We start from the raw sequence: 21,994 nt of genomic DNA on the forward strand, positions 1-21,994 counted from the left end.
AATTTTATACATAACAAAAAACCTGTGAAGTTAACTTCACAGGTCTAATATATATTCTTTAAAAACCGTCAACCTATTTTAGGACGACTCAATCCTTTGTGGCAGATTTAGTTTTTAAGACTTCTTAGACTTTAAAGACAACTATTTAGGCTAATTGAACCGTATATAATGGCGGACCCCCAATATTATATATAATGAAACAATTGACCTACCTATGTATTCTATTCCTTCTAAGTTGTGGTAAGGATGAAGATACCTTGCCCCTAATTACCAATGAACTTCTTGGAAAATGGCAATTGGAAGCCACTAAAATTAGCCCCGGCGATATAGTCGAAAATTGGACGACAGTGATGAACGGACCAATATTTGAATTTAAGGCCAATGGTGCATATACACACAATGAAAAGGCTTGCGGTGGTATTGTTATTGGAGTTTACAGTACAAATGACCAAGTACTAACATTGAGATATCACTGTGAAAACAATGCAATAGAGACCAATTTTAATATGAATTTCGCCGAAGGAAGACTTATCCTATCCAATGTAGGCTGTATTGAGGAATGTTCGTATAAATATCGGAAAATAGAATAATTATTTGTTTAACGGACTAATAATTTTCACATCCTGAAAAGCAATGGCACCTCTTACTACACTGGCAATAACATCATATAATGCTTCTGTAATTTGTATTTTAAGTTCGCTTTTATGATAAATTAGACTTACTTCCCGAGCGGGAGAAGGATTTTTAAAGAATTTAAGGTTCTGCTTCTTTTTATCATCCAGTTCAATTGTATTGAGGAAAGGTAGGAGGGTCATCCCCAATCCTTCATTGGAAAGGTTGATCAGGGTTTCAAAACTACCGCTCTGTAATTGAAAGTGCTCTTCCTGATAATTTTTTGAGGCATTGCACAAATTTATGACGCCATCCCTAAAACAATGTCCGTCCCTTAAAAGCAGCACATCCGAAATTTCCAAATCTTCGGGTACTAATTCCGTTATTTTTCCCAGCCTATGATTAGGTGGTACATAGCCCACAAAAGGTTCGTAATATAATGGGCGTTCCTTAATAAATTCGATTTCCAAAGGCGTAGCCGCTATAGCTGCATCTATATGGCCATCTTGAAGGTTACGGATTAAATTCTCCGTGTTTTGCTCTTTAATGATCAGGTTCACCTTAGGATATTTTTTTATAAAAGTCCTCAGGAACATGGGCAATAAGGTTGGCATAATGGTAGGGATGATCCCAAGGGTAAACTCACCGCCTATAAAACCTTTTTCCTGATCTACTATGTCCTTAATACGGTTGGCTTCATTGACAATATTCTTGGCCTGGGCAACTATTTTGGCGCCTACTTCTGTTATGGTAATAGGTTTTTTGCTCCTATCGAAAATTAATATGTCCAACTCGTCCTCCAGTTTTTGGACCTGCATACTTAATGTAGGTTGGGTAACAAAGCTTTTTTCGGCCGCTAAGGTAAAATTCTGGTACTCGGCAACGGCTAGTACATATTGCAATTGTGTAATGGTCATGAAGTGTTATTTAAAGTGATAAAATTAGGAAAACTATAAACAAAACCTATGCTGTTCGACCCTTACTTATAAAATCTTTTTTACCAACCTATAATTTTTGAGGGCGGTTGTTGGATCTGTTTCTTTTTATCAAGGGCTTTTAATCAATAATAATATTCTCCGCTTCAATTTTTTTGTCATTGATAAAATCGTAAAGTGTCAGCTTTCTCAAGGTATAGTAGTCTGTCCAGAAATTTTGCAAAGAATTTAGGTATTCCAGTTCTGCCTTGTCTTTTTCCTGTTGCGCCAAATTAAGATCCGTAATGGTAATTTTTCCTAGAATATATCGCTCTTTGGTAATTTGATAGCGCTTAATGGCAATCTCTTTGGCCTTTTCCGAGGTAGCCAGAAAATCCCTTTTGCTTGACCAATTTAAGATGTGTAGGTAAATTTCCTGTTCAAAGGCTTGTTGTTCCTGTTCAATATTTGTTTCTACCAGACCTAGATCGGCTTCTCCCATTTTTCTTCTGGACTTGGATACCCCCCAATCGAAAATGGGAATGCCCAGGGATACAGAAACGTTTTGTTGTCTATCGTAGTCTTGGAAAAGGGCGTCATAATCCTCGGCGCGTTTGTTTAATCCAAAATTGGCATTGACATTAATTTCCAATCTATTGGTGCCTTTTATTTCTGCAAGGTTTCTTTCCGCCTCCAAACGTCTCCTTCTAAATTCTATCACGGATTTTCTGTTATGTGTAGCTTCATCCAGGGCGGTCTCCACGCTTACATCAAAATCTACCAATTTCTCAGGAATGAACAGTTCTATATCTTCGGTTTCCAGTTCCAGATAGCGGGCTAAATTTTGTGAAGTCCTTTTAAGGGAGATGGTATTGGTAGTTACTTCATTTTTTGAATTTAGATGCCCAAGTTCCATTTGCAATAATTCGTTCTCGGCTATTTTTCCAATCTCAAACCTTCCTTTGGCAATCTGCAACAAGGTGTCTTGGGTTGCTAAATTATTCTGGGAATTCTTTAATCTCATTTGCGCGGTCAGAAGGCCAAAATAACGCTGGCAACTGCTTAGGGAAATATCTTCCATACGTTCTATGAATTCGCGTTTGGATTCTTCATATTTTAAGGGTTCTATTTGCCGGTCCCACTTATATGGATTAAAGAATAGGGAGTTCTGATAGTAATTCAGGGAAAACGGGGTTAGGGAGTAATTACTGGATTCAATATCACCATAGCGATCCACCCGTTGTATTTGGGAAATTAGGGAAAAGTCTCCTCCCGTAAAAGGTACTTGCTGGGTAATGGCAAGTCGCCCATCAATTCTCGATTGGTTTTGACTTACGAAAATATCCTGTCCTTCATCATTGGTAATCCTTTGAATAGAATTGGAGTAATCCGGTACCGTAGCAATTAATCTAAATTGGGGCAGAAATTCGGCCATGTAGGTCCTGTACTTCCAATAGCTGGCTTGGGATTGGTTTAGGACGGCTTGGTATTCGGGGGAGTTCTTCTTCGCCATTTCTATGGCTTCCGTTAGTGTTAGCTTTTTGGACTGTCCCAGGACAATTAGGTTTGTACATAGGAATAACAACACAATACATTTTTTCATATTGGACTATTTTGATTGATAAAATGGGGGAGGGCAATTGTTCTTGGTGTTATCTGGAAAATATTTCTATTCACGTCTTATGGCTTCAATTGGATTCTTGTTGGCCGCCGATTTAGCAGGTAGAACTCCAAACGCAAGCCCTATAAAAGTGGCTACAAAAAAGGATAAAACAATGGAGTTCAATGAAAGGATGGTTTCTATTCCCGTTGCCAATTCCAATCCATACGACGCTACAATTCCCAATAATATACCTATTATACCTCCGCCCAAACTTATGAGGACGGACTCTGATAAAAACTGTAGGATTACATCTTGTTTGGTGGCTCCAATGGCCCTCATGATGCCTATTTCCTTTGTGCGTTCCAATACAGAGGCCAACATAATATTCATAATGCCGATACCACCTATAAGAAGGGATATCCCGGCAATAACGCTGAGTACAATATTAAATATCTGTTTGGTTTTCTGCTGCTGTTTTAGCAGTTGTATAGGAATGGTAATTTCAAAATCCAACACCTCGTTATGTTTTCTTTTGAGAAGTTTGCTCAATACTTCCGCAGTCGCTTTAAGCTCATTGGAATTATTTACCTGGACCGTTAATTTGTCCAATTGATGGTAATTGCCCCTAGGGATCCTTTTCTTGGGTCCATTATTGGCACCACTAATGATGATCATGCCTCCACCACTAAAATCCAAGGGTTGGTCCGATATGATCTTTCTATCCTTATATCTAACCAAAAAGGTCTTAACTGGAACATATATGTCCTGGTTCAGATCTCTAATGCCCAGGTTTTCCTGTGCTTTTTCCGAAATGAGTTTTTCCTCTATTATTCCAATGACCTTAAGCCAAACGTCCTTTACCTTAATTTGCTTGCCAATGGCACTCTCACCAGGAAACAATTTCTTTTCTACCTTTTCACCAATGATACAGACTGAAGAAGCATTTACCAAATGTTCTTGGGAGAAGTTGCTTCCTTTTCCTATATGAATATTGGAAGTTTCAAAAAAGGAATTGTTGACCCCAATTAATTTCACCGAATTTTGCCTACCCTTATTGATCACGTAGGTTTCTAGGATTATCTCTGGACTAATGGCTTTTATAGTAGGAATATTATTTGCAATACTGGCTACATCCAAGAGATCCAGTCCCTTTGAAAATCGGGTAGTTTCCTGGGCACCTTCCTCTTCCTCACTGGTGTTTTCATCTTCTTCGTCAGGAATGGGTGTTACCACAATGTTGTTAACGCCTACCAGTTCCAGTTGTGCCAAAATTTCCTTTTCGGCCCCATTCCCTATAGACAGCATTGTAATTACGGCTGCAACGCCAAATATGATTCCCAATGCCGTTAAAAAAGTTCTAACCTTGTTGATTGTTACCACGCGAATGGCTTCCCTGAAATTAGAGACAATCTGTTCTAGAAGTATCTTGTCTATCATGAGTCTAATTTAAAGACAGTATGCCCTTTTCTTCCAGTCCTTCGGGTTTGCTCAGATATACAACTTCATTCTCATTTAGACCATTTTTGATAATTACTACATCCAAATTGGATTCGCCCATCTCAATTTCCTTTTTATCAATGGATAAGCCGGACTTGGCGTACACAAAACTTATGGAATCTTGGGAAAATACCGCTTCCAGCGGTATCATTAGAACCTCCTCTTCCTTATGGATAAGGATTCTATTGGAGGTGGTCATTCCTGGCCTTACATTTTCATTATTCTCGTCAAAGTTTACCAGTACCTGAAAAAGTTTAATATCCGAACCGCGTTTCTCTTCCCCTACATTGGCCACGTTGGTAATGGTTCCTTTTACGGTTACATCAGGAAATGCATCAAAACCAATAATAACAGGAAGGTCTTTTTTTATCTTTCTGATGTCCACCTCATTGGCATAGGTCTTGGATTCCATTTTGGTGAGGTCCGGTAAGGTGGCAATTGCAGGGTCCCACATACTTATGGACGAACCCACCTTTCTTTTGGAGCCATCCCAGTTTTTGGCGTAAGTTACCATTCCATTGGCATCGGAATGAATGGTGAAGGATTTTTGAAGATTTCTTAGTTCCTCCAGCATTTTGCTTATTTTGGATACTTCAGTTCCGACCTCCACCATCTTGGCCATGGCTTTCTGTTCCTTAATTTTGTAATCCTCGGTTTTCTCCTTTAGATCGCGTTCCAGGCGTTCAATATTTATTTCCAACTTTTTAATTGTGGCCGGCGGCTCGTAGATAGATTGTTTGAGCTCCAACTTGTTTTCTTGGATATCAAATAGCAGATCTTTTATAGCTGTCCGCTCCTGTTTCAAGGTAAGGGTAGTGTCCAGCTGTTCTTGAGTGTATTTGGACTGGGCAGTTTCCAAGTTTAATTGAGCGTCCAAAATCTGCTCGTTCACTTCTGAGGGATCCAATCGCCCTACATAGTCGCCTTCCTTCACCAGTGAACCTTCAGGAATAAGATCTTGGATTTTTACGTCACGCAGTTTGAATTTTCTGATGTCATCCGGGCCATTGATTTTTTTCAAACTGGTGGATTGGGCCTCTCCGGAAATAATTACTTCATTTACAAACTCGCCCTTTACCACTTTGGTGGTAATGGCTACATCTTCATCGGCGGTGTTTCCGAACAAGGTGTAACCTACAAGAATAAGAACAATGGGGATACCAAATAGGAGTAGTTTTTTTTTATTCATTTTTAGGTGGTTTAGTTGAAGGGGGGAGTAATCAAATTTAAACTAGTACCTCTATAATCAAGAGAATATTTTGTTATTATTTTCTTAATTAATCAGCAAAATTGATGCCAAGGGATTAATTCTTGAGTTTCTTTAAATTTTTATGTTAAATTATTAGTATTTGTATCAAGAATCATACCATTGCTAAACCTTACTTTCTTCCTATCTTATATTACTATACCATCATAAAATCTATCAATAAATCTAAGCATCTTTAGGAAAGGGATTTCTGTAATTTAGGGGTATAATTAAAAAGACAAATTATGCAATTAAACAGTATAGGTTTGGATGTTGCCAAATCAAAATCGTTAAGTAAGGATTTAAATCAATTATTGGCAAATTTCCAACGCTACTATCAAAATCTCAGGGGAATTCATTGGAATATAAAAGGGAAAAGGTTTTTTGATCTTCATGTGAAATTTGAAGAATTGTATACCGATGCCAATCTTAAAGTGGATGAAATAGCAGAGCGTATACTTACCCTGGGGGGTGTACCCTTACATACTTTTGAGGATTATATAGAGAATTCTAAAGTGCCGGTAGGTAAAAATATAACCAAAGATGAGGATGCTATTCGTTTAATAGTGGAGTCGCTTAGCGGGTTATTGGTAATTGAAAGGGCAATTTTGGATGCTTCTGACGAGGCCTCCGATGAAGGTACCAATTCTATGATGAGCGAGTTTATCACCGAACAGGAAAAAACCGTTTGGATGATGAAGGCTTGGTTGGCGGAGGAAATTTAATCCAAAGCAATTGAATTTTTTATAAAAACCAATAGTCCATAAATGGATTATTAGGTTACAGATCATCCCCAATATGGACAATGTTTTGGCAATAAAATACCATAACAATCCCTATTGGGGATGATTCTTATTTTGGGAGGTTCAATCCAAAAACTGCCTATCAAATGTAAAAGGGTAGTCCAGTGTCGTATCTACGGTTATTTTTACGGCTGTGTCGCGTCCATCTATTTGTAGACGGGTAATGTTTTGTTCTGGCCAGGGTTTGTTTTTGATCCAAAAGTGCCCATCTCCCTGAACCATTAGAACCGGTTTCCCGAAAGATTGGGCAGCAGATCTAAACAAATCCGTAAAGGGCTTAAACTTATCAGGGCCGGCTTCCACTATGTTGGCGTGTCCAAAAACTACCATGGCCTCTACCTTGTTCAGATGTTCTTCCAGGAGTTTTTTAACCCATTGGCCATTTTGGGTTAATCGGGTCTGCCATTCCAAGGAGTCATGAACTTGACTTCCTACGAGATTAACTCCTATAAATAAAACTTTGTTCTCTATCCAACTAAAATTTTCTGTACGCTCGGGCTGGTAGGTTACAGCTGGTTCAAAAGCCCAATTTTCATTAAAATGCAGGAAGTACTGGTTCCAGTATTCTAATCCTTGCTGTGGGTCCGTACAGTCGTTATATTCATTGTCTCCCAAAACGATAAAGGTGGGCGCCTCAAAGGTCTTTAATATGTCCGAAACATCCTGGTAGACCGTTTCGTTACATTCCACGGCACCAGGTTTTATGTCTCCAACATGAATAACAAATTCCGAAGGATCAATGGCATTATGCCTGGATATCATATCGATCAGGCCATCCCTTTGTTCCTCGTCATAGGGAACATCCCCAATAGCTGTAAAGGAAATAGCGGTTGACTCCTCAGTCAACTCATCATTGTCCATGGATTTGGGCTGTTGGTCATCCTTGCAAGAAAAAAGCAATAATGCCGCTCCCATAAAAATCCAATGTGTAAAATTGGACTTCTTGAAATTAAAACTGGTATTTTTATAAGGCATGATAAAGTGGAACCGTAAAGAATTAGATATTAAATATAATTTAATTACGGGGTTTATCACCTTATTTCTGCATTTTTAAATAATAATCAGTGGAATGTTTTCCCGAACCATAAAACATAAAGAATACACATAGCAATAAGGTTATGGAAGCCAAAACCAGATTTCTAGCATTCATCTCGCCTAAAAAATTTACCAATACTGCACCAATTAGAATTGGTAATTGAGCCACTACGGCCCATCGGGTCAATAAGCCTATTACCAATAAAAACCCACCTACAAAATGTGCCGGAGCAACATAATGCATAATCAACATACCTCCCGGAATGTCTTGGAAGGGTTTAATAATTTCTGCCATTTGTTGATGATTCGACATAAAATCCACGCCTTTCATGAAAAGAAAAACTCCCAATGCAACTCTTAACAAATCCAAGGGATAATAAGTATGTGCATTGGCCCATTTGTTTAAAGATTTAATTGTTGCCATAATTGTAGTATTATATGTTACCTATTCTAAGGTACTCATTTTTAACGAAATATGAAAGGTTTAGGGGTTCCTATTTAATCAATATGGTCACTATCAATAACGCCCGGGTAATTCATATTGGTCCAATGTAAGAGCAATTGAAGGCAGCATGTTGTTCTATAAAAAAAGCACGGCAGGTTTTTCTATACCAATACATTTTCAAAATCTGAGTCGGAACAAAAAACGGCCGATATTCTGGAATCATTTACAATTTTGACCATATCGTCAATAGTGACCCCTTCCTCAATATTAAAAATATTGACATCCGCATTTTTCTCTTTAGAAACATTTTCGAGCAGATTTCCCTCATGTGTTTTAATGATGGTTCGCTTTGGGAAACGCACCATGGTCTTTAAATCTTCTATGTCATTCTCTCCAAATATCAAATCGGGATTATTATTAAGTATATGCACATCTATGTTCCCTTTCCAATTACGGCAAATAAGAAGGGAGGTCAATGCAGATAGGTTGTTGTTATTTACACTAAAGGTTTCCTTCCAGTCTACCGGAATATTGGTCATCCACAAATTGATGCTTTTTTCAATGGCCAGACTCGCGGTGGCAAAGGGTATGTAAATAATCATCCCAAAGTTATTCTTCTTTGTATCGGCTATTAGTTTGTTGTAATAGGACAAATTGGAGGTGGCGGTATCTATACTGATGAAAATGATGTTGGGTTTAAAGAAAGCAGCGTTTAAGGATTGCATACTTACATTTACGGTAGTATTGAAATCTGTGTTATCTATTACGGAATAGGAAACGGACAGATCACTCTCTTTAAATTTCTTAACAGCGTTTTTAAGGAAATTTTCCATGTTTCTCTGCTCCATCTCATTTTCATTTCTAAGGGCCAATATCTTTACGGAACCTTTGGGGTAAATAATGGAATGGATAAGCTTAAAGGAACTTCTAAGCTCTTTCGGCATGGTAACCGGAATCAACAAATCCGGGCGCCATGATCTCACTTCCCTTTCTTGTCTTAGACTATTTGTCTTTTTGGTGGCCCATTCTGCCAAGGCTGTGAATAGACCACTTCTAGAATCCCCTGCAGCTGATTTAATGTTCATTTTAACCAGATAGAGGTAGAAAAGCACTATGAAGATCAAGGAAAATAAGGCTACGATTACATTCAGTACAAACATAATCGCAATGGAACCAAAGGCCCCGATTGCGGGAATAATTATGGGAATTTTTAGGGTAGGCCTATAACTCGGCAATCCCAAGGTCTGTTCTACCAGTGCTACTATATTTACCATGGCATAGGTTATCATAAAAAACATGGTAAGCAAAGGGGCAATGGTATTTAAATTTCGAAGCGAAATACCAAATAGCACCAATCCCGCTGTAATTAACATGGCATTGACGGGCTCTCCTTTTTTGGATTTTTTGGCGAGTTCCTTGCTTTTGGGAAGTATGTTTTTTTCTCCCAAAGCCAATAATATTCTTGGGGCTCCTACAAAGGACCCTAGGGCGGAGGATAGGGTAGCACCCAAAAGACCCGCTAGGACAATGGGTCCAAAAAGGGCCTTGTCTATAAAAATGTTATAATTTTTAGCCAGTTCGTCAGGAGATGCAATAACGGCTGCAACAAAAATTAAGCTGATATAAATTATAGTGGTAATTATTACGGAAGATATAGTACCAACAGGAATACTCTTTCTTGGATTGGTGAGATCGCCGGACATGTTTGCTCCTGCCATAACTCCAGTAACCGCTGGGAAAAAGACGGCAAAAACCGTCCAAAAGGAAGATCCGCCAAAATCGTTTTCCACCGAACCAGGATATTGCCCGATCCATTGGATATTAAAATTCAACTCATTTACAAAGAGGGAGCCGTAGATTGAAACAAGAGATAAAACAATGATACCCAAAATGACGAATTGAATTTTAAAGGCAAAACTGGTACTGATAAAGGCAATGCCCATAACAACAGCAAAAATGACCAAATCCAGAATTACTGGATTAATGTCCGGGGTCAATGTTTGTAACCCTTCCCTGAAACCGAAAATATACATGGCAACGGCTATGGATTGGGCAAAATAAAAGGGAATCCCAATGGCCCCTCCAATTTCCAAGCCCAAGGATTGCGAAATTAAACTAAAGGCACCACCACTGCCTATTCTAATGTTGGTGGTGATGGAGGATAGGCTAAGGGCCGTCGTCAAGGTGATGGCGACAGACAATAAAACTATGCCCAAGGCTCCCACAACCCCTGCATTGCCAACGACCCACGGTTGACGTATATACATAATGACCCCCAATATAGTTAGGGTGGTAGGTGTAAAGACCCCTGCAAAGGTCCCAAAAGTTTTCTTGGTCATATCGGTTTTCTGTTAAAAGGGCTGAAAGTAATTGGCTTAAAGCCTTAAGGTAAGAGCAACTTAGAACATGCCATTTGCACAAAAGAGAAATGGATAAATTTACTGGCAGTCTATGATTGCGCAATCTCTTAACGCTATTACCTACCTATAAGATATTCATTTATTTTTGAATAAGCGCAAATTCTGCTCTTTGGTTTTAACATTTTTGATGTGCCGTAGTTTTCCATGGAATTTTTGTACCACAGGTTCACCATCTACAAATTTCAAAATCGGAATTTGAGATAACCATAAAATAGCGGGCATGGTCTAAAGTTTGGATACATCGATCTTAAAAAGATCGGCAGCATTCTTCCATAGGATAAGTTCCTTTTTTTCTTCAGGAAGATCCAATTGCTTCATAAAGTTGAGATAGGAATGCATATTGGAAATGGGCCAGTCCGTACCGTATAATAGGTACTGGGGATTCCCGGCATAGGTAATCATTTCCTCCAATTCATTTTTCATGAATCTTTCAAATTTATACGAGAAATTGCCCAATACGAGGCCAGAGACGTCGCTATAGACATTTTTGTTCTTGTACACTACTTCCATGCAGTCTTTGATCCAAGGATTGCCCACATGGCAGATGACTATTTTAAGATCAGGAAAATCCACGGCTACGTCGTCTATATGAATGGGATGGGAGTATTTTATCCTTCCCGTTGGGGAATAGGTGTCCCCGGAATGAAACATTACTGGTATATCGTATTCAACCGCCATGTCATAAACTACCTGTAGCCTTTTGTCATTGGGGTAAAAGGGTTCATAGCCTGGGTAAAGTTTTAGTCCTTTTATAAGTCCTTCATCCAGAAATTCACTTATTTCCTTTAAGTCCCTATGGGTGTAATTCAAATAACTGATGCCCGCAACCACGCCAAGATTATCTCGTCCACTAATGGCTTCCACCACCTTCTTGGTACTGGGTCTATGTTCGTTTACCTTATAGGAAGATAGTACCAAAGAATAATCTACCTTATTTTCCTGCATGGTCTCAGTTAGAAGGTTTAGGCATTCTTCCAAGGAAACTACCCGGTCTTCATGGTAATTGTTGATATGTGTGTGGACGTCTATGATCATAAATTTTTAGTTATATGTTTTGTGGTAATATGCAATATTTTTTTCAATGGGTGCTACGGGCAACAGGTTGTTTTTTTTAGTATTGAACAAAGCTGATATACTTGGACTTTTTTTATTTGTTCGACTTCTTGGCCCCATTTTTTTTTCGATTCTTTTTAGTATCGCGAATTGTAATCAACATGGCAAGGATCAATAGCGTTAGCGTGATGATTCTTGCCCAAAATCCAAAGTCCATTTTGTTCCAAGAGTTAATGAAACTTACAATGATCCAAAGGGTACTTGCAATTATTAAAAGGAGGGGATAGTTTATTTTGCGCATTGGTCTATCGTTTTTTCTGGGTATATGGGTTATTAAGGCTAACGGCCTTTAAGCTTTCATTGTTGAACTCCACATGGTATTGTTTTCCTTTTTCCTGTAAAACTAGTTCAAAGTCGGATACAAAGGCTTTATCATTGGTAGGGTACCATTTTTTATGGTCCCTGTCAATGCAGATGAACAAACCGTTTTCATCGCCGATGGCACAAAAATTTCCAAATCCGCCATCATAAATTGCGATGTCCAAAACATTTCTTAAGGTGTTGAATTCCCTTTCAATATCTGTTGTAGGGACCCCGATTTCAGATATTTCCAGAAAATGCTCAGTTCCAAAATTTTGATCAGAATCATTCCTTAGGTTCTTACGAGCAATGAGTTCCACAATATTTTGGTCCTGGTCATAGAAGTAGATGGCTTTGGCATTCCAGGCCCTAAAATCGATAATCTCATCTTGGTCGTCCTTCAATATAGAAAGTTTGGACTTAAGCCATTTCAATGCTTCAACCTCTTTATTGGCAGGGATATTGATCGCAAAATGGTATGGGGTAGCCTCTTTTTTTAATTCAAAATGGAGTAGGGTATTGCCAATTGGAAAAGTAACATTTTTCGGAGATTTCTTCACTATTTCCAATCCCAAAACTTGGGAGTAAAACTCGGCTTGCCCCTCAATATTGGAAGTATATAGTGTCAGTTCCAGGATCTTCATTCTTAGGTTATGTATTAGCCGGCAAAATAATCTGATCATAGATCAAACCTCTGCTTCCTCTAAGATAGCAAATCTTGAACATTCATCCCGCAATATAGGCTAGGGAAAGTACGGGAGCCTTAATTACAAATACTGCAGTTGGAATCCCCAACGAGCTTGCCCTCATTGTTTATTTCAAATTTACAGCAAGCATTAAAATTATGGATAAGAAGTGATTTAGCGCGCCTAATTCTTGCTTTTACGTTGGCCAAGCTAATTCCCATCATTTCTGCTGCCTGTCCCTGGGTCTTGCCCTGTAGGTAAACCAAATGAACCACTTCTTTGTACGGTTTGGGTAAATTGGTTACAAATCGATCAAAGCAACAGAAATCCTGGTAGCTATCGTATGTGGATGAAATTTCATTCAAAGGGCTTTGCAAGGTTTTGATGGCAAGGTTGTAATAATTGGCAATTTCATTTCTAACAATAGTAAATACCCAAGCCCTAACCTTTTCCGAGTCCTTTAAGGTGTCAATTTTTTGATGGATTTTAAGGAAGGCATTCTGAATTATTTCCCTGGTAGCTTCTTCATCCTTCACTTTTTTCAGAATAAAAAAGTAGATTTCACTATGGTGCTTTTTCCAAATGGCTGCCGTTTCAATCTTCATACCCATAATATACAAGGTTGGCCTTGAAAGACCAACCTTTTTTTAACAACATTCACATTTATTGCAATCGCATTTGCTGCACGGACAGTTTTTTTCCAAACAGTTGACACAATTACATTTGGTGCATTCGCACTGGGTACATTTACAATTATTCATTCCTAAAAGATTTTAAGTTTATTAAGTAGACCAAAACTTGCCTAAAAGGATACAAAAAAAGGTGTGTTTTTTTCTACATTATTTCAGCATGTGGAACAAGTTACTGGTTTATGGAGCCCAAAAAATATATTTTTTACAGGAATGCTCTCTAAAAATTTATTCAACTGCTAAGCCCACTTTCTTTGGGAATATAGCCATAAACAGTAATACCAAAACTCAGAATATTTTCTGTGTTAATCCCTTTGGTTGTATGGTGTCACTAGTGATCACTTCAAAATCTATTATGCCCAAAACCAATTCTTCCTGGGTAAGCACCTCCACTTTCCATAAGCCTTCAACTAAATTGTTTTTATAGGTGTAACCGCGATAACCGCCATCCCTACCACCAGTGATGTCATAACCGATATCCTCTATAATTTCCCATTCCTGGGTTGTATTATTAAACCATTTCCAACGATGAAATACCGATTTCTCCAAACTGGTCGGGGCAAATATGGACGAAAAAACATAGACATCTTCATTGGGCTTCTGTATGAATTTTAGTCTGTGTTTTCTCCAAAATACGTACCATTCATCAGTTTCATAGGTAACAAGGTAGTTATTGTTTTCTACCTTAACTTGATGCGCAACAATACCATTGCTCAAGGCAAAGGGTACTGGAGGGATAAGCCTAAAAAAATAGAATATATTGATTATTAGGTATATGGAAAACACTATTCCAATGAGTTTTCCCAGATGTATTTCGGCCCTTGTGCTAGGACTTGCACGATAAATAATAGCGATAAGTGCCAGGGTAGTAATTAAACTTATTAGACCCGAAAGTATAAATATATTGGGATTCATTTCCTTGATCAACACGGGTACCATAAAGGTGAAGAAGGTGAAACTGATAAAGAAATATACGCTGAACTGTAAGTACTTATTGGATATTCTTTTTTTTAAAATTTCATTGGCAAATAGTAATACAAGGAGTATGATCAGGAAGAAAACGGTTTTGGACATGGATACACTACGCGAGTAATAAATGACATAAGCACTGGAGAGACCACCGAAGAAAAATTGTATGGCCAAGGGATAATATTCCTTAAACCTTTCAAGTATGGTATTGTTCCATTTACCATCATCAGCTAGATTGTAGAGGTAGAGCGTAATGGTCAAGGAGGTCATATGAAGGCAGAGTACGCTAAGGTCATATAGCCGGTCTATGCGTCCTAAGGTAAGGGTGTCAAATATAAATCCGCCAATGAAAAATAGGATTGGAGCATATTTTTCATGCTTTCTTATAAATCTCAGTAATCCGTTATTCCTAAACTGTACCAAGCTTCCTTTCATCTCATTGTTAAGTACATAAAATTATAGCATTGAAAGCCATTGCTATGACCCGTATCAACAAGTTTTTACTTCTTTTACATTATGGATTACCGTAAAATAATTTTTAAGATATAATTACGGGTATCTTATTTTCCGCCGTACAACTTATAAACTTCCGAGCCGGCACTTAGAAAGGCTCCCGTGCCATAAACTTCAGTTTTGTCTGCCCAGGCCTTCCCAGGTGCGGCACCAATAGGCTGAACATAGCCCAACATTCCTTCATTGGTAACATGGCCCACCAAGGCGTTCCATCCCTTTTTTACGGCAGGGGTGTAGGTGGACTTATCCAAAATGCCTTGGTTTATGCCCCAAGCCAAACCGTATACATTAAATGAAGTTCCACTGGTTTCTGGAGTAGGGTAAAATTTTTGTCCCAATAAACTCATGGCCCAGTGGCCTTCTGGAGTTTGGATCTCCAGCAGTTTGGCAGCCATTTTTTTGTAAATATTCAGGAAATATTTGTACTCCTTGCTTTGTGGATCCAATTCGTTCATGATATTAACGAGTCCGGCAAACACCCAACCGTTGCCCCTTGCCCAAAATATTTTTGTACCGTTGTCCAATTTGCCCATATAACTTTCGTCCCTGTAGTATAGGCTTTCTTTTTTATCGAACAGGAAATCGGTGGTTGCCTTGAATTCGGTCATCATAAAGTCCAGGTATTTTTTTTCACCCGTAACATTGTACAATTTTGCCCAGACCGGAGGAGACATGAAAAGGGCATCGCACCAATTCCAACGATCCTGATGATAGGGAGTCTTCCAATGTAGGGAGCTTAGTGAAGGATGGTACATGATAAAATTAAACTGTTCCTTGGTAGGTTCTATCATATCCTTGTCCTGATATTTTCTATACAGATCAATATACATTTGTCCAACAGTATGATCATCGGCATGGTATTTTCTACGGTGTAATTGCCATTCATGTTTTTGCCCAATGTCTTTAAGCCACTCATAATACTTGTCACTATCGGCCATGGCGGCCCATTTTACCATACCTACATACAAGGCGCCATTGGTCCAGTCCAATGGGTGGTGCGGTTTATCATGTCCACTGTATAACCCCTGGTAATTGTCTATCTGCCAGTCGGCCACTTTCTTCATGACCTTTGTAACTTCGGTCGGCTTTATATCCTGGGCTTGTGTAATGGTGGTAAACGCAAATACTAAAAACGACGTAAAAATGGTTGCTCTTCTCATTGATTGGTTAAATTATTATAGTGGATCATTGGTGTTGTACAGCATTAATAGCCTTCAATTTGTTATTTCCAAAGGTTTTAAATAATAAGGAAAATCCATTGTTAATGATATTAGTTGTCAATAATAATAAATATTCGGTTAAAATCTTTTTAATTAAATGGATATTATGGGGTTGTTATGACAATGATGCAATTTCAGTGAAAAATATATTACTTACATAATAGTGGCAATAGGGGGTGAGGCCGCAACCATTTAATCATGGAAGCCTGTTATTTGCACTTATTGGATAGGGCGGTTAAAACAGACATTGCCTTTTCAGAATCTTTTGTATCCACAAAAATATGGTCGTGATAATAACCGGCTATAACATTACAACTTATGTTGTTTTTTGCCAATGCTGTTGAAAACACGGCGGTTAGACCTACTGCTTCCAGTGAGGAATGAATTTTTAAGGTAATCCAAGAGGCTACATATTCATAGGGTAACTTTAATTCGTCTGCCTTATTTCTGGAAATTACAATGGTTGTCCCTTCCTTTTCCTTGAATTCACAGATGGTATCCTTTCTATCTATACGATCCAAGTTTTGTACCGTAGAAAATACGTATTCCCCTTGGTTCAGAACAGGGGACATTTCATTTATTAGTCTGGATATGTTGGTTTCTCCACCCATTAGTTTCAATTTTTAAGGTCAATTCAGATTTACAAAGAGTGGGAGCTGTAATTAGCATTCCGTTTAGCGACTCAATTTACACAAACTGAAAGAATAAGTCTTCAATATTTACGTAGAATTGCTGAATTAGTATTGATTTTCCTTGTTTTGAGTAATCTGTAATATGTCCGTTTGGATTAATACTTTATAAGTGCGAAGGTTAAAGTTTTAGGGGTTAGCAACAACCCAAATTGTCAGAACTTTTGTTTTCTTGTATAGATGGGCAAGAAACCGTTCCGTAAGAGCAATAAACACAACAATCTCCTTCCTTAGGTTTCAGGACCGTTTTACAATTGTCACATTCGTAAAAGAATTGACAAGCGTCCGTTGGCATATTTTCTATTTTTTTATGTCCGCAATTTGGACATGTAATTTCTGATTTTAATTGAATAGTCATTAGTGATCTTTTTTTGCGGTTACTGTGTAACCAGTAGCATTAATTGCACTTTCAATTTCTGTTTCATTGGTCTTGGTGCTGTCAAATTCAATGACTGCATTACCATTTTCGTAAGATGCTTTTGAGTTTATTATTCCGTCTAGTTTATTTACTTCGTGGTCTACGTTCGCTTCACAACTTGTACAGGTCATTCCGCTGATTTTAAATTCCTTTGTTTTAATATCAGCTTTATCAACTACCATAATTTGCTTTGCAGTATTTGGGTAAAAAATGCTTGAATAATAAGGGAAAGCTAACATTACAATCGCAAAAACAGTTATAATTCCCAAAAATGTTTTTGACTGTGCGAATTTTGGTTTCAGTTCAGTTTCACATTCACAATCTATTTCCTTTCGAGTCCGGATAGCCGTTGGGATTAGTTTTTGATACCATGCAAAAGCAAGTACTAAAATGGTGATTCCGATCAAAAAAGGTCTAAAAGGTTCTAACCATGAGAATGCAGAGGCTATTCCGCTAGTTCCTGCAACTAGGGCTAAAACGGGGGTTATACAACATAATGAAGCTGTAAAGGCAGTGAGTAGACCTGCACCGAATAATTTATTGACACTTTTCATACCATATTCAAAATTTTGTTTTTATCGAGGATCTTAAAAAATGGAATTAGTAATTTTTCGTATTCTGGTGTCAAGGAATAAAAAATTGTCTGTGCTTCTCGTTCGGTCTCAATCAGATTCCTGTCTTTCATTTTTCTTAAATGTTGGGATATAGCCGAGACATTCATACCAAGAATATCACTCAAATCACAGACACAGAGTCTTTTTTCTTCAGAGAGTAGATAAAGTATTTTGAGTCTTACGCTGTTTCCAACCATGGCAAGTCCGTTGGCCAAATAGTCGAACGAATCATTTAATTCAAGGACTAAGTCCTTACAACGACTTATTTGTTCAACATCGGCCTGTTGTCTAATACATGAATTATTTTCCATAAAACAAAATTACATTAATTTCTTATTTAAGCAAATACTAAAATAAAAATATATGATTTTGGGAGAATTTTGGCTTAGTCTAATCCAAGGTGTTAAGTATCGCTATCCAAAAAGAACATAGCTCTTACTAAGAAAAATAAGCTCTAAAATCCCCAATGAGTCACAGAGGAATTATTAGGAACCTACATTGATTTTATGGGCCTGTTGTTGCCCAATTAAAGCCAATTCCGTAGCAAGGAAACAATGTTCCTGTGTCATGGCCGTTTCGGTACGGTGCACCACATCGTTTACCAGTTGCTCACCATAGGGCATATAGATATTGGAACAATCGTAATATTTTGTTTCTTTTTGGTTCACTAAAAATAGGTGGTTACCACCCTCTCTCCCTGCAATGTCGATGTATTTTCGCATTTCTATATAGCCTTCCGTTCCCAAAATAAAGGTGCGGCCATCTCCCCATGTACCTAGACCTTCCGGTGTAAACCAGTCGATTCTAATGTAGCCGGTAGCGTGTGCACTTCTAACACTCATATCCCCAAAATCTTGATAAGTTGGATTATGCGAATTTTTAAAATTTCCTATTTGGGAAAAATTTACATCTGCTTGTTTGGAGTTGGTATAAAATAGAAATTGGTCACACTGGTGCGAGCCAATGTCACATAGAATGCCTCCAGCCTTGTTGGGGTCGAAAAACCAGTCGGGACGGGATTCAGGACGCATTCGGTGCGGTCCCAGTCCTATAGTTTGCACCACTTGCCCTATGGCCCCGGCACTGACCAATTCCCCAGCTTTTATGGAGGCCGGATTGCCTAAACGTTCGCTATACATTATGGAATAAATGCGCTGCGTTTCCCTTTGTACTTTTTTTACTTCATCCAATTGTTCCAAAGTAAGTATGCCAGGCTTGTCCGCCATAAAATCTTTTCCGGACTTCATAACACGAATTCCAATTGGCGCCCTTTCTACAGGAATGGCGGCGCTGGCCACCAGCTGAATTGAATTGTCCTCAATAATTTCATTTTCGCTTTTTGCGATTTTAACCTTGGGGTAGCGTTTAGTGAATTGCTCCAACAATTCGGGTTCCTTGGCGTAAACGGCCAGCATAGTACCTCCACCGTTGATGAGCGAGTCTACCATGCCATAAATATGGCCATGGTTCAAACCTATTACAGAAAATTTAATGGATTCTTTAATACTGTAAGGTTTATTGGGTGGCAATATGATTTCTTCCGGTCTCGCGGGGTTATGTAAGTTGTGGCCAAATATTTGGTTCGGAATCATGGAAGTAGCGGCTATTCCTGCTAGTGAAGCAAAGGATTGACCAATAAATTTACGTCTGTTGGATGGCATTTGTTTTTGGTTTAGGTGTCAAGTAATATAGCAATAAACTTTAGTTAATCCAGTTAAAAGGGAATTCTAATGCCCACTTTATATTCTAAGGGAGATCATTTATAATGGTAGAATCCAAAGTTTTTCGAATCTGTTTTGTTCATTAAGTGCTTATGGAACTATTCGCAATCAGACCCTTAATGTTCCTCGGAATCCTCTAGCCGCATAATAGGAATCGGCACCATTGTGATAAACAAATACATGGCCATACCTATAATCAGCAAAGAGTGCTCCTCCAAGTTGTCTAATATTAGACGGAGTCCGTATCCAACTAGAAGTTTTTGTATCAAATTCCCCCAGTTTTTGTAGTTTTCTATAGTCCTCTTCGGTCATAATGTTCACGCCCATAGCTATGGCCATGTCACAGGCATTTTGTTCGGGTTTGAATTTTTTTCTCGATTCTTGTGCCTCTTGATCATAACAGGCGCTTCTTCTTCCTACAGGGCTTTCAGCTGAGCAATCAAAAAAAACGTAATCACCACTTTCTTCATCAAAATCCACTACATCCGGTTCACCACCTGTTTTTTCCATTTCATAAAGGGACCAAAGTTTACCTGGGTTCTCAATCAATTTATTTTCCATAGCCTTCCATTCAAGGCTTTTATGCCGATGCATGTTTTTATGAAAACGGTCTTTTAAAACTTCCAGAATAGTGGTCTGTTCTTTTGTGGTTAATTTCTTTTTTATCATGATTGGTAGCATTTTTTATGGCCTTATGCAATAGGGGAGGGTTAACTCCTTTCTATGTAGGATGAAATTAAGCTATTTTCATCATTCAAGGAAGGTGTTTGGCAGCTTTTGGGTATAGCCTATCTCCCATAATCACCCTGTGCATAGGAAGCTACAATACTACTGTTCGGAGTTTTGCAGTTAGTGGGAAAGTCGAAAAAATAAATACATTTCGGCAAAGCATTGTCAAAGTCGATTTGTACCCAACCTTGACTACTACTACCAAAACCTGCATAACTATAATTGGCTTTCAAAGATTTAGGCCTCCCTTCATTGTCTTTGGAAAGTACGGAAACAGCTGAAATACTTCCAGGAGTATAACGATTGAACGACCAGGTTTTGGATTGGTTGGATACAAGGTCATCGATCAACTTAGTATAATCCTGGGATCCCGTAGGTCCCCCGGATTTTTTCATGGCGGCATATTTACTGCTACCGTCCATGCGGATTGAGGGTTTGTTCAGGGCAAACAATTTTAGGTTCTCCTCAAATCTTCGAACACCAGGACTATTACAGCTGTTTATCTTGAAAATCTGAAGCATATCATTTTTTAGACCTTTGGCCTGATGCATTAAATCAACAGAATTACCCATGGAATTTGGATCCAAGATCATTTCCATTGTAGTGCGTACGGCATCGGATCTTTGGATATTTTCAACCTCAATTTTGGCATTATACAAGTCTCGGCGGGCAAATAAGCCCGTGCCAACCCATTTATATTCTATACATACCCTGCTAAGCACATCACCATATATATTTTTTGAAACCTCTTCCACGGCGCATTCCTGTTCCAGAATTTCTACCTTGTCATCTGGAAGGTAGCTGGGACATTCTCTTCCAAAGGCCCTGAGGTATTGTTCAAAAATCATAAGGAATCTCATGTCCTCGCGTTTTAAATCAATATTTTCAAAATGACCTCTAAAAATATAATCGAAAAACTCGGCGTTGTACAAGCCGTCGGTATTAAATACCAACGATTGTGGAGGTGAGCTCTCTTTTTCTGAAGGGTGCGGAATTGAATGGTTATAGGAAGAAATAATAACAAATAGAAAACTTAGGAACAAAATCCGCATAAAATAATTGCTTTTCCACATGTGAAGCTTTGGTTGTTTTTAGACGAAAGGTCTGGATTAAATGATTGATTACATGATAAATATACAAATTATCATAAATTTATAAAATCCTACATGCCATTGTTTTTCGGTGGATTTTTCCAATTTATGTAATTCAAGTGTTCCATGTGGTGGCCCATAGTTTTCTGCAACTATTCCTGACTTCAAGCATTAAGGATAAGTACCTATGTATTGGCTCCTTTTTAAATCACAAATTGGAAATATGGCACTTAAATAAAATATACTCCCCTTCATTTGAAATTCCTTCGGTTACTGCCTCCCATCCCGACTTCAAATAAAAATTGACGCCTAATCTATTTTGTTTTAAACACTTTAAAGTAATGTCGAAATCGGCCTTTTCAATGACTTTGTTCAATAGCATGGTGCCAATGCCTTTACGTTGATATTGGTTGGAGATATACAGATGGTGAAGGAAGCTGTTCTGTAGCCATACCGAGGCAAAACCAACAATTTCTTTTTCCACTTTCGCTACCAAAATGTATTCTCCTTCAGTGTCATTGTTAAACGATGATTTGTTGATGGATTCCTTGGTCAGCCATGTAAAGGTAGTATTCCGAACTTCAAAATAGATTTGTTGAAGCTGTTCCCTATCATTTTCCTCAAAATCTGTTATCTCTACTTTCAAACTAAATCACAGTTTTATCAT

At 38.3% G+C, this 21,994-nt stretch carries 22 protein-coding genes; 2 read left to right on the forward strand and 20 right to left on the reverse strand.

Features of this window, described 5'->3' with window-relative positions; genetic code table 11:
* The first annotated feature begins 194 nt into the window (after positions 1–194).
* Positions 195–590 carry a hypothetical protein gene (locus tag MWU82_RS17315; RefSeq protein ID WP_215948883.1) on the forward strand — a complete coding sequence of 132 codons (396 nt, stop codon included), beginning with the start codon at positions 195–197 and terminating at the stop codon, positions 588–590.
* On the opposite strand, the gene MWU82_RS17320 is transcribed toward MWU82_RS17315, so the two are convergent.
* The 4 genes from MWU82_RS17320 to MWU82_RS17335 all read right to left on the reverse strand — a co-directional run bounded on the left by MWU82_RS17320 (position 591) and on the right by MWU82_RS17335 (position 5,815).
* Positions 591–1,529, reverse strand: a complete 939-nt coding sequence (locus tag MWU82_RS17320; RefSeq protein WP_247097369.1) for a LysR substrate-binding domain-containing protein — start codon at positions 1,527–1,529, stop codon at positions 591–593.
* Positions 1,530–1,668: 139 nt separating this feature from the next.
* Positions 1,669–3,129, reverse strand: a complete 1,461-nt coding sequence (locus MWU82_RS17325; protein WP_215948885.1) for a TolC family protein — start codon at positions 3,127–3,129, stop codon at positions 1,669–1,671.
* Positions 3,130–3,195: 66 nt separating this feature from the next.
* Entirely contained in the window at positions 3,196–4,566 is a 1,371-nt protein-coding gene (locus MWU82_RS17330; protein ID WP_247097370.1) for an ABC transporter permease, read from the reverse strand.
* A gap of 4 nt (positions 4,567–4,570) precedes the next feature.
* Positions 4,571–5,815 (reverse strand): RND transporter, encoded by a 1,245-nt coding sequence (locus MWU82_RS17335; RefSeq protein WP_247097371.1) that lies wholly within the window; start codon positions 5,813–5,815, stop codon positions 4,571–4,573.
* Positions 5,816–6,117: 302 nt separating this feature from the next.
* Here MWU82_RS17335 and MWU82_RS17340 point away from each other — a divergent pair, with 302 nt between their 5' ends.
* Entirely contained in the window at positions 6,118–6,597 is a 480-nt protein-coding gene (locus MWU82_RS17340) for a Dps family protein (protein ID WP_215948888.1), read from the forward strand.
* 141 nt (positions 6,598–6,738) lie between these two features.
* On the opposite strand, the gene MWU82_RS17345 is transcribed toward MWU82_RS17340, so the two are convergent.
* The 16 genes from MWU82_RS17345 to MWU82_RS17420 form a co-directional block, all read right to left on the reverse strand.
* Positions 6,739–7,650, reverse strand: coding sequence for a metallophosphoesterase (locus tag MWU82_RS17345; RefSeq protein WP_215948889.1), 912 nt, complete (start codon positions 7,648–7,650; stop codon positions 6,739–6,741).
* A 61-nt stretch (positions 7,651–7,711) separates the two neighbouring features.
* On the reverse strand, positions 7,712–8,134 hold the full coding sequence (locus tag MWU82_RS17350) for a DoxX family protein (RefSeq protein ID WP_247097372.1): 423 nt from the start codon (positions 8,132–8,134) through the stop codon (positions 7,712–7,714).
* 182 nt (positions 8,135–8,316) lie between these two features.
* The gene (locus MWU82_RS17355) at positions 8,317–10,494 is read right to left on the reverse strand and encodes an amino acid permease (protein ID WP_247097373.1); all 2,178 of its coding nucleotides are present in this window, start codon (positions 10,492–10,494) and stop codon (positions 8,317–8,319) included.
* Positions 10,495–10,800: 306 nt separating this feature from the next.
* On the reverse strand, positions 10,801–11,610 hold the full coding sequence (locus MWU82_RS17360; RefSeq protein WP_247097374.1) for an amidohydrolase family protein: 810 nt from the start codon (positions 11,608–11,610) through the stop codon (positions 10,801–10,803).
* A gap of 323 nt (positions 11,611–11,933) precedes the next feature.
* A complete protein-coding gene (locus MWU82_RS17365; protein ID WP_247097375.1) occupies positions 11,934–12,632 on the reverse strand; it encodes a VOC family protein in 699 nt (232 codons plus the stop codon).
* A gap of 119 nt (positions 12,633–12,751) precedes the next feature.
* Complete coding sequence (locus MWU82_RS17370) at positions 12,752–13,285, reverse strand: sigma-70 family RNA polymerase sigma factor (protein ID WP_247097376.1); 534 nt, start codon at positions 13,283–13,285, stop codon at positions 12,752–12,754.
* A gap of 366 nt (positions 13,286–13,651) precedes the next feature.
* On the reverse strand, positions 13,652–14,767 hold the full coding sequence (locus tag MWU82_RS17375) for a DUF2914 domain-containing protein (protein WP_247097377.1): 1,116 nt from the start codon (positions 14,765–14,767) through the stop codon (positions 13,652–13,654).
* Between the two features lie 125 nt (positions 14,768–14,892).
* Complete coding sequence (locus MWU82_RS17380; RefSeq protein WP_247097379.1) at positions 14,893–16,005, reverse strand: glycoside hydrolase family 88 protein; 1,113 nt, start codon at positions 16,003–16,005, stop codon at positions 14,893–14,895.
* A gap of 269 nt (positions 16,006–16,274) precedes the next feature.
* Complete coding sequence (locus MWU82_RS17385; RefSeq protein WP_247097380.1) at positions 16,275–16,676, reverse strand: ACT domain-containing protein; 402 nt, start codon at positions 16,674–16,676, stop codon at positions 16,275–16,277.
* Between the two features lie 214 nt (positions 16,677–16,890).
* Entirely contained in the window at positions 16,891–17,112 is a 222-nt protein-coding gene (locus MWU82_RS17390; RefSeq protein ID WP_247097382.1) for a DpnI domain-containing protein, read from the reverse strand.
* Positions 17,112–17,726 carry a mercuric transport protein MerTP gene (gene merTP / locus MWU82_RS17395; RefSeq protein ID WP_247097384.1) on the reverse strand — a complete coding sequence of 205 codons (615 nt, stop codon included), beginning with the start codon at positions 17,724–17,726 and terminating at the stop codon, positions 17,112–17,114. Before merTP ends, MWU82_RS17390 begins: the two co-directional genes overlap by 1 nt.
* On the reverse strand, positions 17,723–18,097 hold the full coding sequence (locus tag MWU82_RS17400; RefSeq protein ID WP_247097385.1) for a metalloregulator ArsR/SmtB family transcription factor: 375 nt from the start codon (positions 18,095–18,097) through the stop codon (positions 17,723–17,725). The genes merTP and MWU82_RS17400 overlap by 4 nt, the downstream gene beginning before the upstream one ends.
* A gap of 174 nt (positions 18,098–18,271) precedes the next feature.
* A complete protein-coding gene (locus tag MWU82_RS17405; protein ID WP_247097386.1) occupies positions 18,272–19,447 on the reverse strand; it encodes a Gfo/Idh/MocA family oxidoreductase in 1,176 nt (391 codons plus the stop codon).
* 168 nt (positions 19,448–19,615) lie between these two features.
* Positions 19,616–20,176 carry a DUF4256 domain-containing protein gene (locus MWU82_RS17410; RefSeq protein WP_247097388.1) on the reverse strand — a complete coding sequence of 187 codons (561 nt, stop codon included), beginning with the start codon at positions 20,174–20,176 and terminating at the stop codon, positions 19,616–19,618.
* A 119-nt stretch (positions 20,177–20,295) separates the two neighbouring features.
* The gene (locus MWU82_RS17415) at positions 20,296–21,288 is read right to left on the reverse strand and encodes a hypothetical protein (protein WP_247097389.1); all 993 of its coding nucleotides are present in this window, start codon (positions 21,286–21,288) and stop codon (positions 20,296–20,298) included.
* Positions 21,289–21,535: 247 nt separating this feature from the next.
* The gene (locus MWU82_RS17420) at positions 21,536–21,973 is read right to left on the reverse strand and encodes a GNAT family N-acetyltransferase (RefSeq protein WP_247097390.1); all 438 of its coding nucleotides are present in this window, start codon (positions 21,971–21,973) and stop codon (positions 21,536–21,538) included.
* Positions 21,974–21,994 lie beyond the last annotated feature (21 nt).

Origin of the sequence: Arenibacter sp. S6351L, from assembly GCF_023016025.1 — a bacterium.
GTDB classification, from domain to species: Bacteria; Bacteroidota; Bacteroidia; order Flavobacteriales; family Flavobacteriaceae; genus Arenibacter; species Arenibacter algicola_B.

What these genes read in the sequence shown, in the direction of transcription:
- MWU82_RS17315 (WP_215948883.1), top strand. Translation starts at nt 195, where the DNA reads ATGAAACAATTGACCTACCTATGTATTCTATTCCTTCTAAGTTGTGGT.
- MWU82_RS17320 (WP_247097369.1), bottom strand. Translation starts at nt 1,529, where the DNA reads ATGACCATTACACAATTGCAATATGTACTAGCCGTTGCCGAGTACCAG.
- MWU82_RS17325 (WP_215948885.1), bottom strand. Translation starts at nt 3,129, where the DNA reads ATGAAAAAATGTATTGTGTTGTTATTCCTATGTACAAACCTAATTGTC.
- MWU82_RS17330 (WP_247097370.1), bottom strand. Translation starts at nt 4,566, where the DNA reads ATGATAGACAAGATACTTCTAGAACAGATTGTCTCTAATTTCAGGGAA.
- MWU82_RS17335 (WP_247097371.1), bottom strand. Translation starts at nt 5,815, where the DNA reads ATGAATAAAAAAAAACTACTCCTATTTGGTATCCCCATTGTTCTTATT.
- MWU82_RS17340 (WP_215948888.1), top strand. Translation starts at nt 6,118, where the DNA reads ATGCAATTAAACAGTATAGGTTTGGATGTTGCCAAATCAAAATCGTTA.
- MWU82_RS17345 (WP_215948889.1), bottom strand. Translation starts at nt 7,650, where the DNA reads ATGCCTTATAAAAATACCAGTTTTAATTTCAAGAAGTCCAATTTTACA.
- MWU82_RS17350 (WP_247097372.1), bottom strand. Translation starts at nt 8,134, where the DNA reads ATGGCAACAATTAAATCTTTAAACAAATGGGCCAATGCACATACTTAT.
- MWU82_RS17355 (WP_247097373.1), bottom strand. Translation starts at nt 10,494, where the DNA reads ATGACCAAGAAAACTTTTGGGACCTTTGCAGGGGTCTTTACACCTACC.
- MWU82_RS17360 (WP_247097374.1), bottom strand. Translation starts at nt 11,610, where the DNA reads ATGATCATAGACGTCCACACACATATCAACAATTACCATGAAGACCGG.
- MWU82_RS17365 (WP_247097375.1), bottom strand. Translation starts at nt 12,632, where the DNA reads ATGAAGATCCTGGAACTGACACTATATACTTCCAATATTGAGGGGCAA.
- MWU82_RS17370 (WP_247097376.1), bottom strand. Translation starts at nt 13,285, where the DNA reads ATGGGTATGAAGATTGAAACGGCAGCCATTTGGAAAAAGCACCATAGT.
- MWU82_RS17375 (WP_247097377.1), bottom strand. Translation starts at nt 14,767, where the DNA reads ATGAAAGGAAGCTTGGTACAGTTTAGGAATAACGGATTACTGAGATTT.
- MWU82_RS17380 (WP_247097379.1), bottom strand. Translation starts at nt 16,005, where the DNA reads ATGAGAAGAGCAACCATTTTTACGTCGTTTTTAGTATTTGCGTTTACC.
- MWU82_RS17385 (WP_247097380.1), bottom strand. Translation starts at nt 16,676, where the DNA reads ATGGGTGGAGAAACCAACATATCCAGACTAATAAATGAAATGTCCCCT.
- MWU82_RS17390 (WP_247097382.1), bottom strand. Translation starts at nt 17,112, where the DNA reads ATGACTATTCAATTAAAATCAGAAATTACATGTCCAAATTGCGGACAT.
- merTP (WP_247097384.1), bottom strand. Translation starts at nt 17,726, where the DNA reads ATGAAAAGTGTCAATAAATTATTCGGTGCAGGTCTACTCACTGCCTTT.
- MWU82_RS17400 (WP_247097385.1), bottom strand. Translation starts at nt 18,097, where the DNA reads ATGGAAAATAATTCATGTATTAGACAACAGGCCGATGTTGAACAAATA.
- MWU82_RS17405 (WP_247097386.1), bottom strand. Translation starts at nt 19,447, where the DNA reads ATGCCATCCAACAGACGTAAATTTATTGGTCAATCCTTTGCTTCACTA.
- MWU82_RS17410 (WP_247097388.1), bottom strand. Translation starts at nt 20,176, where the DNA reads ATGATAAAAAAGAAATTAACCACAAAAGAACAGACCACTATTCTGGAA.
- MWU82_RS17415 (WP_247097389.1), bottom strand. Translation starts at nt 21,288, where the DNA reads ATGCGGATTTTGTTCCTAAGTTTTCTATTTGTTATTATTTCTTCCTAT.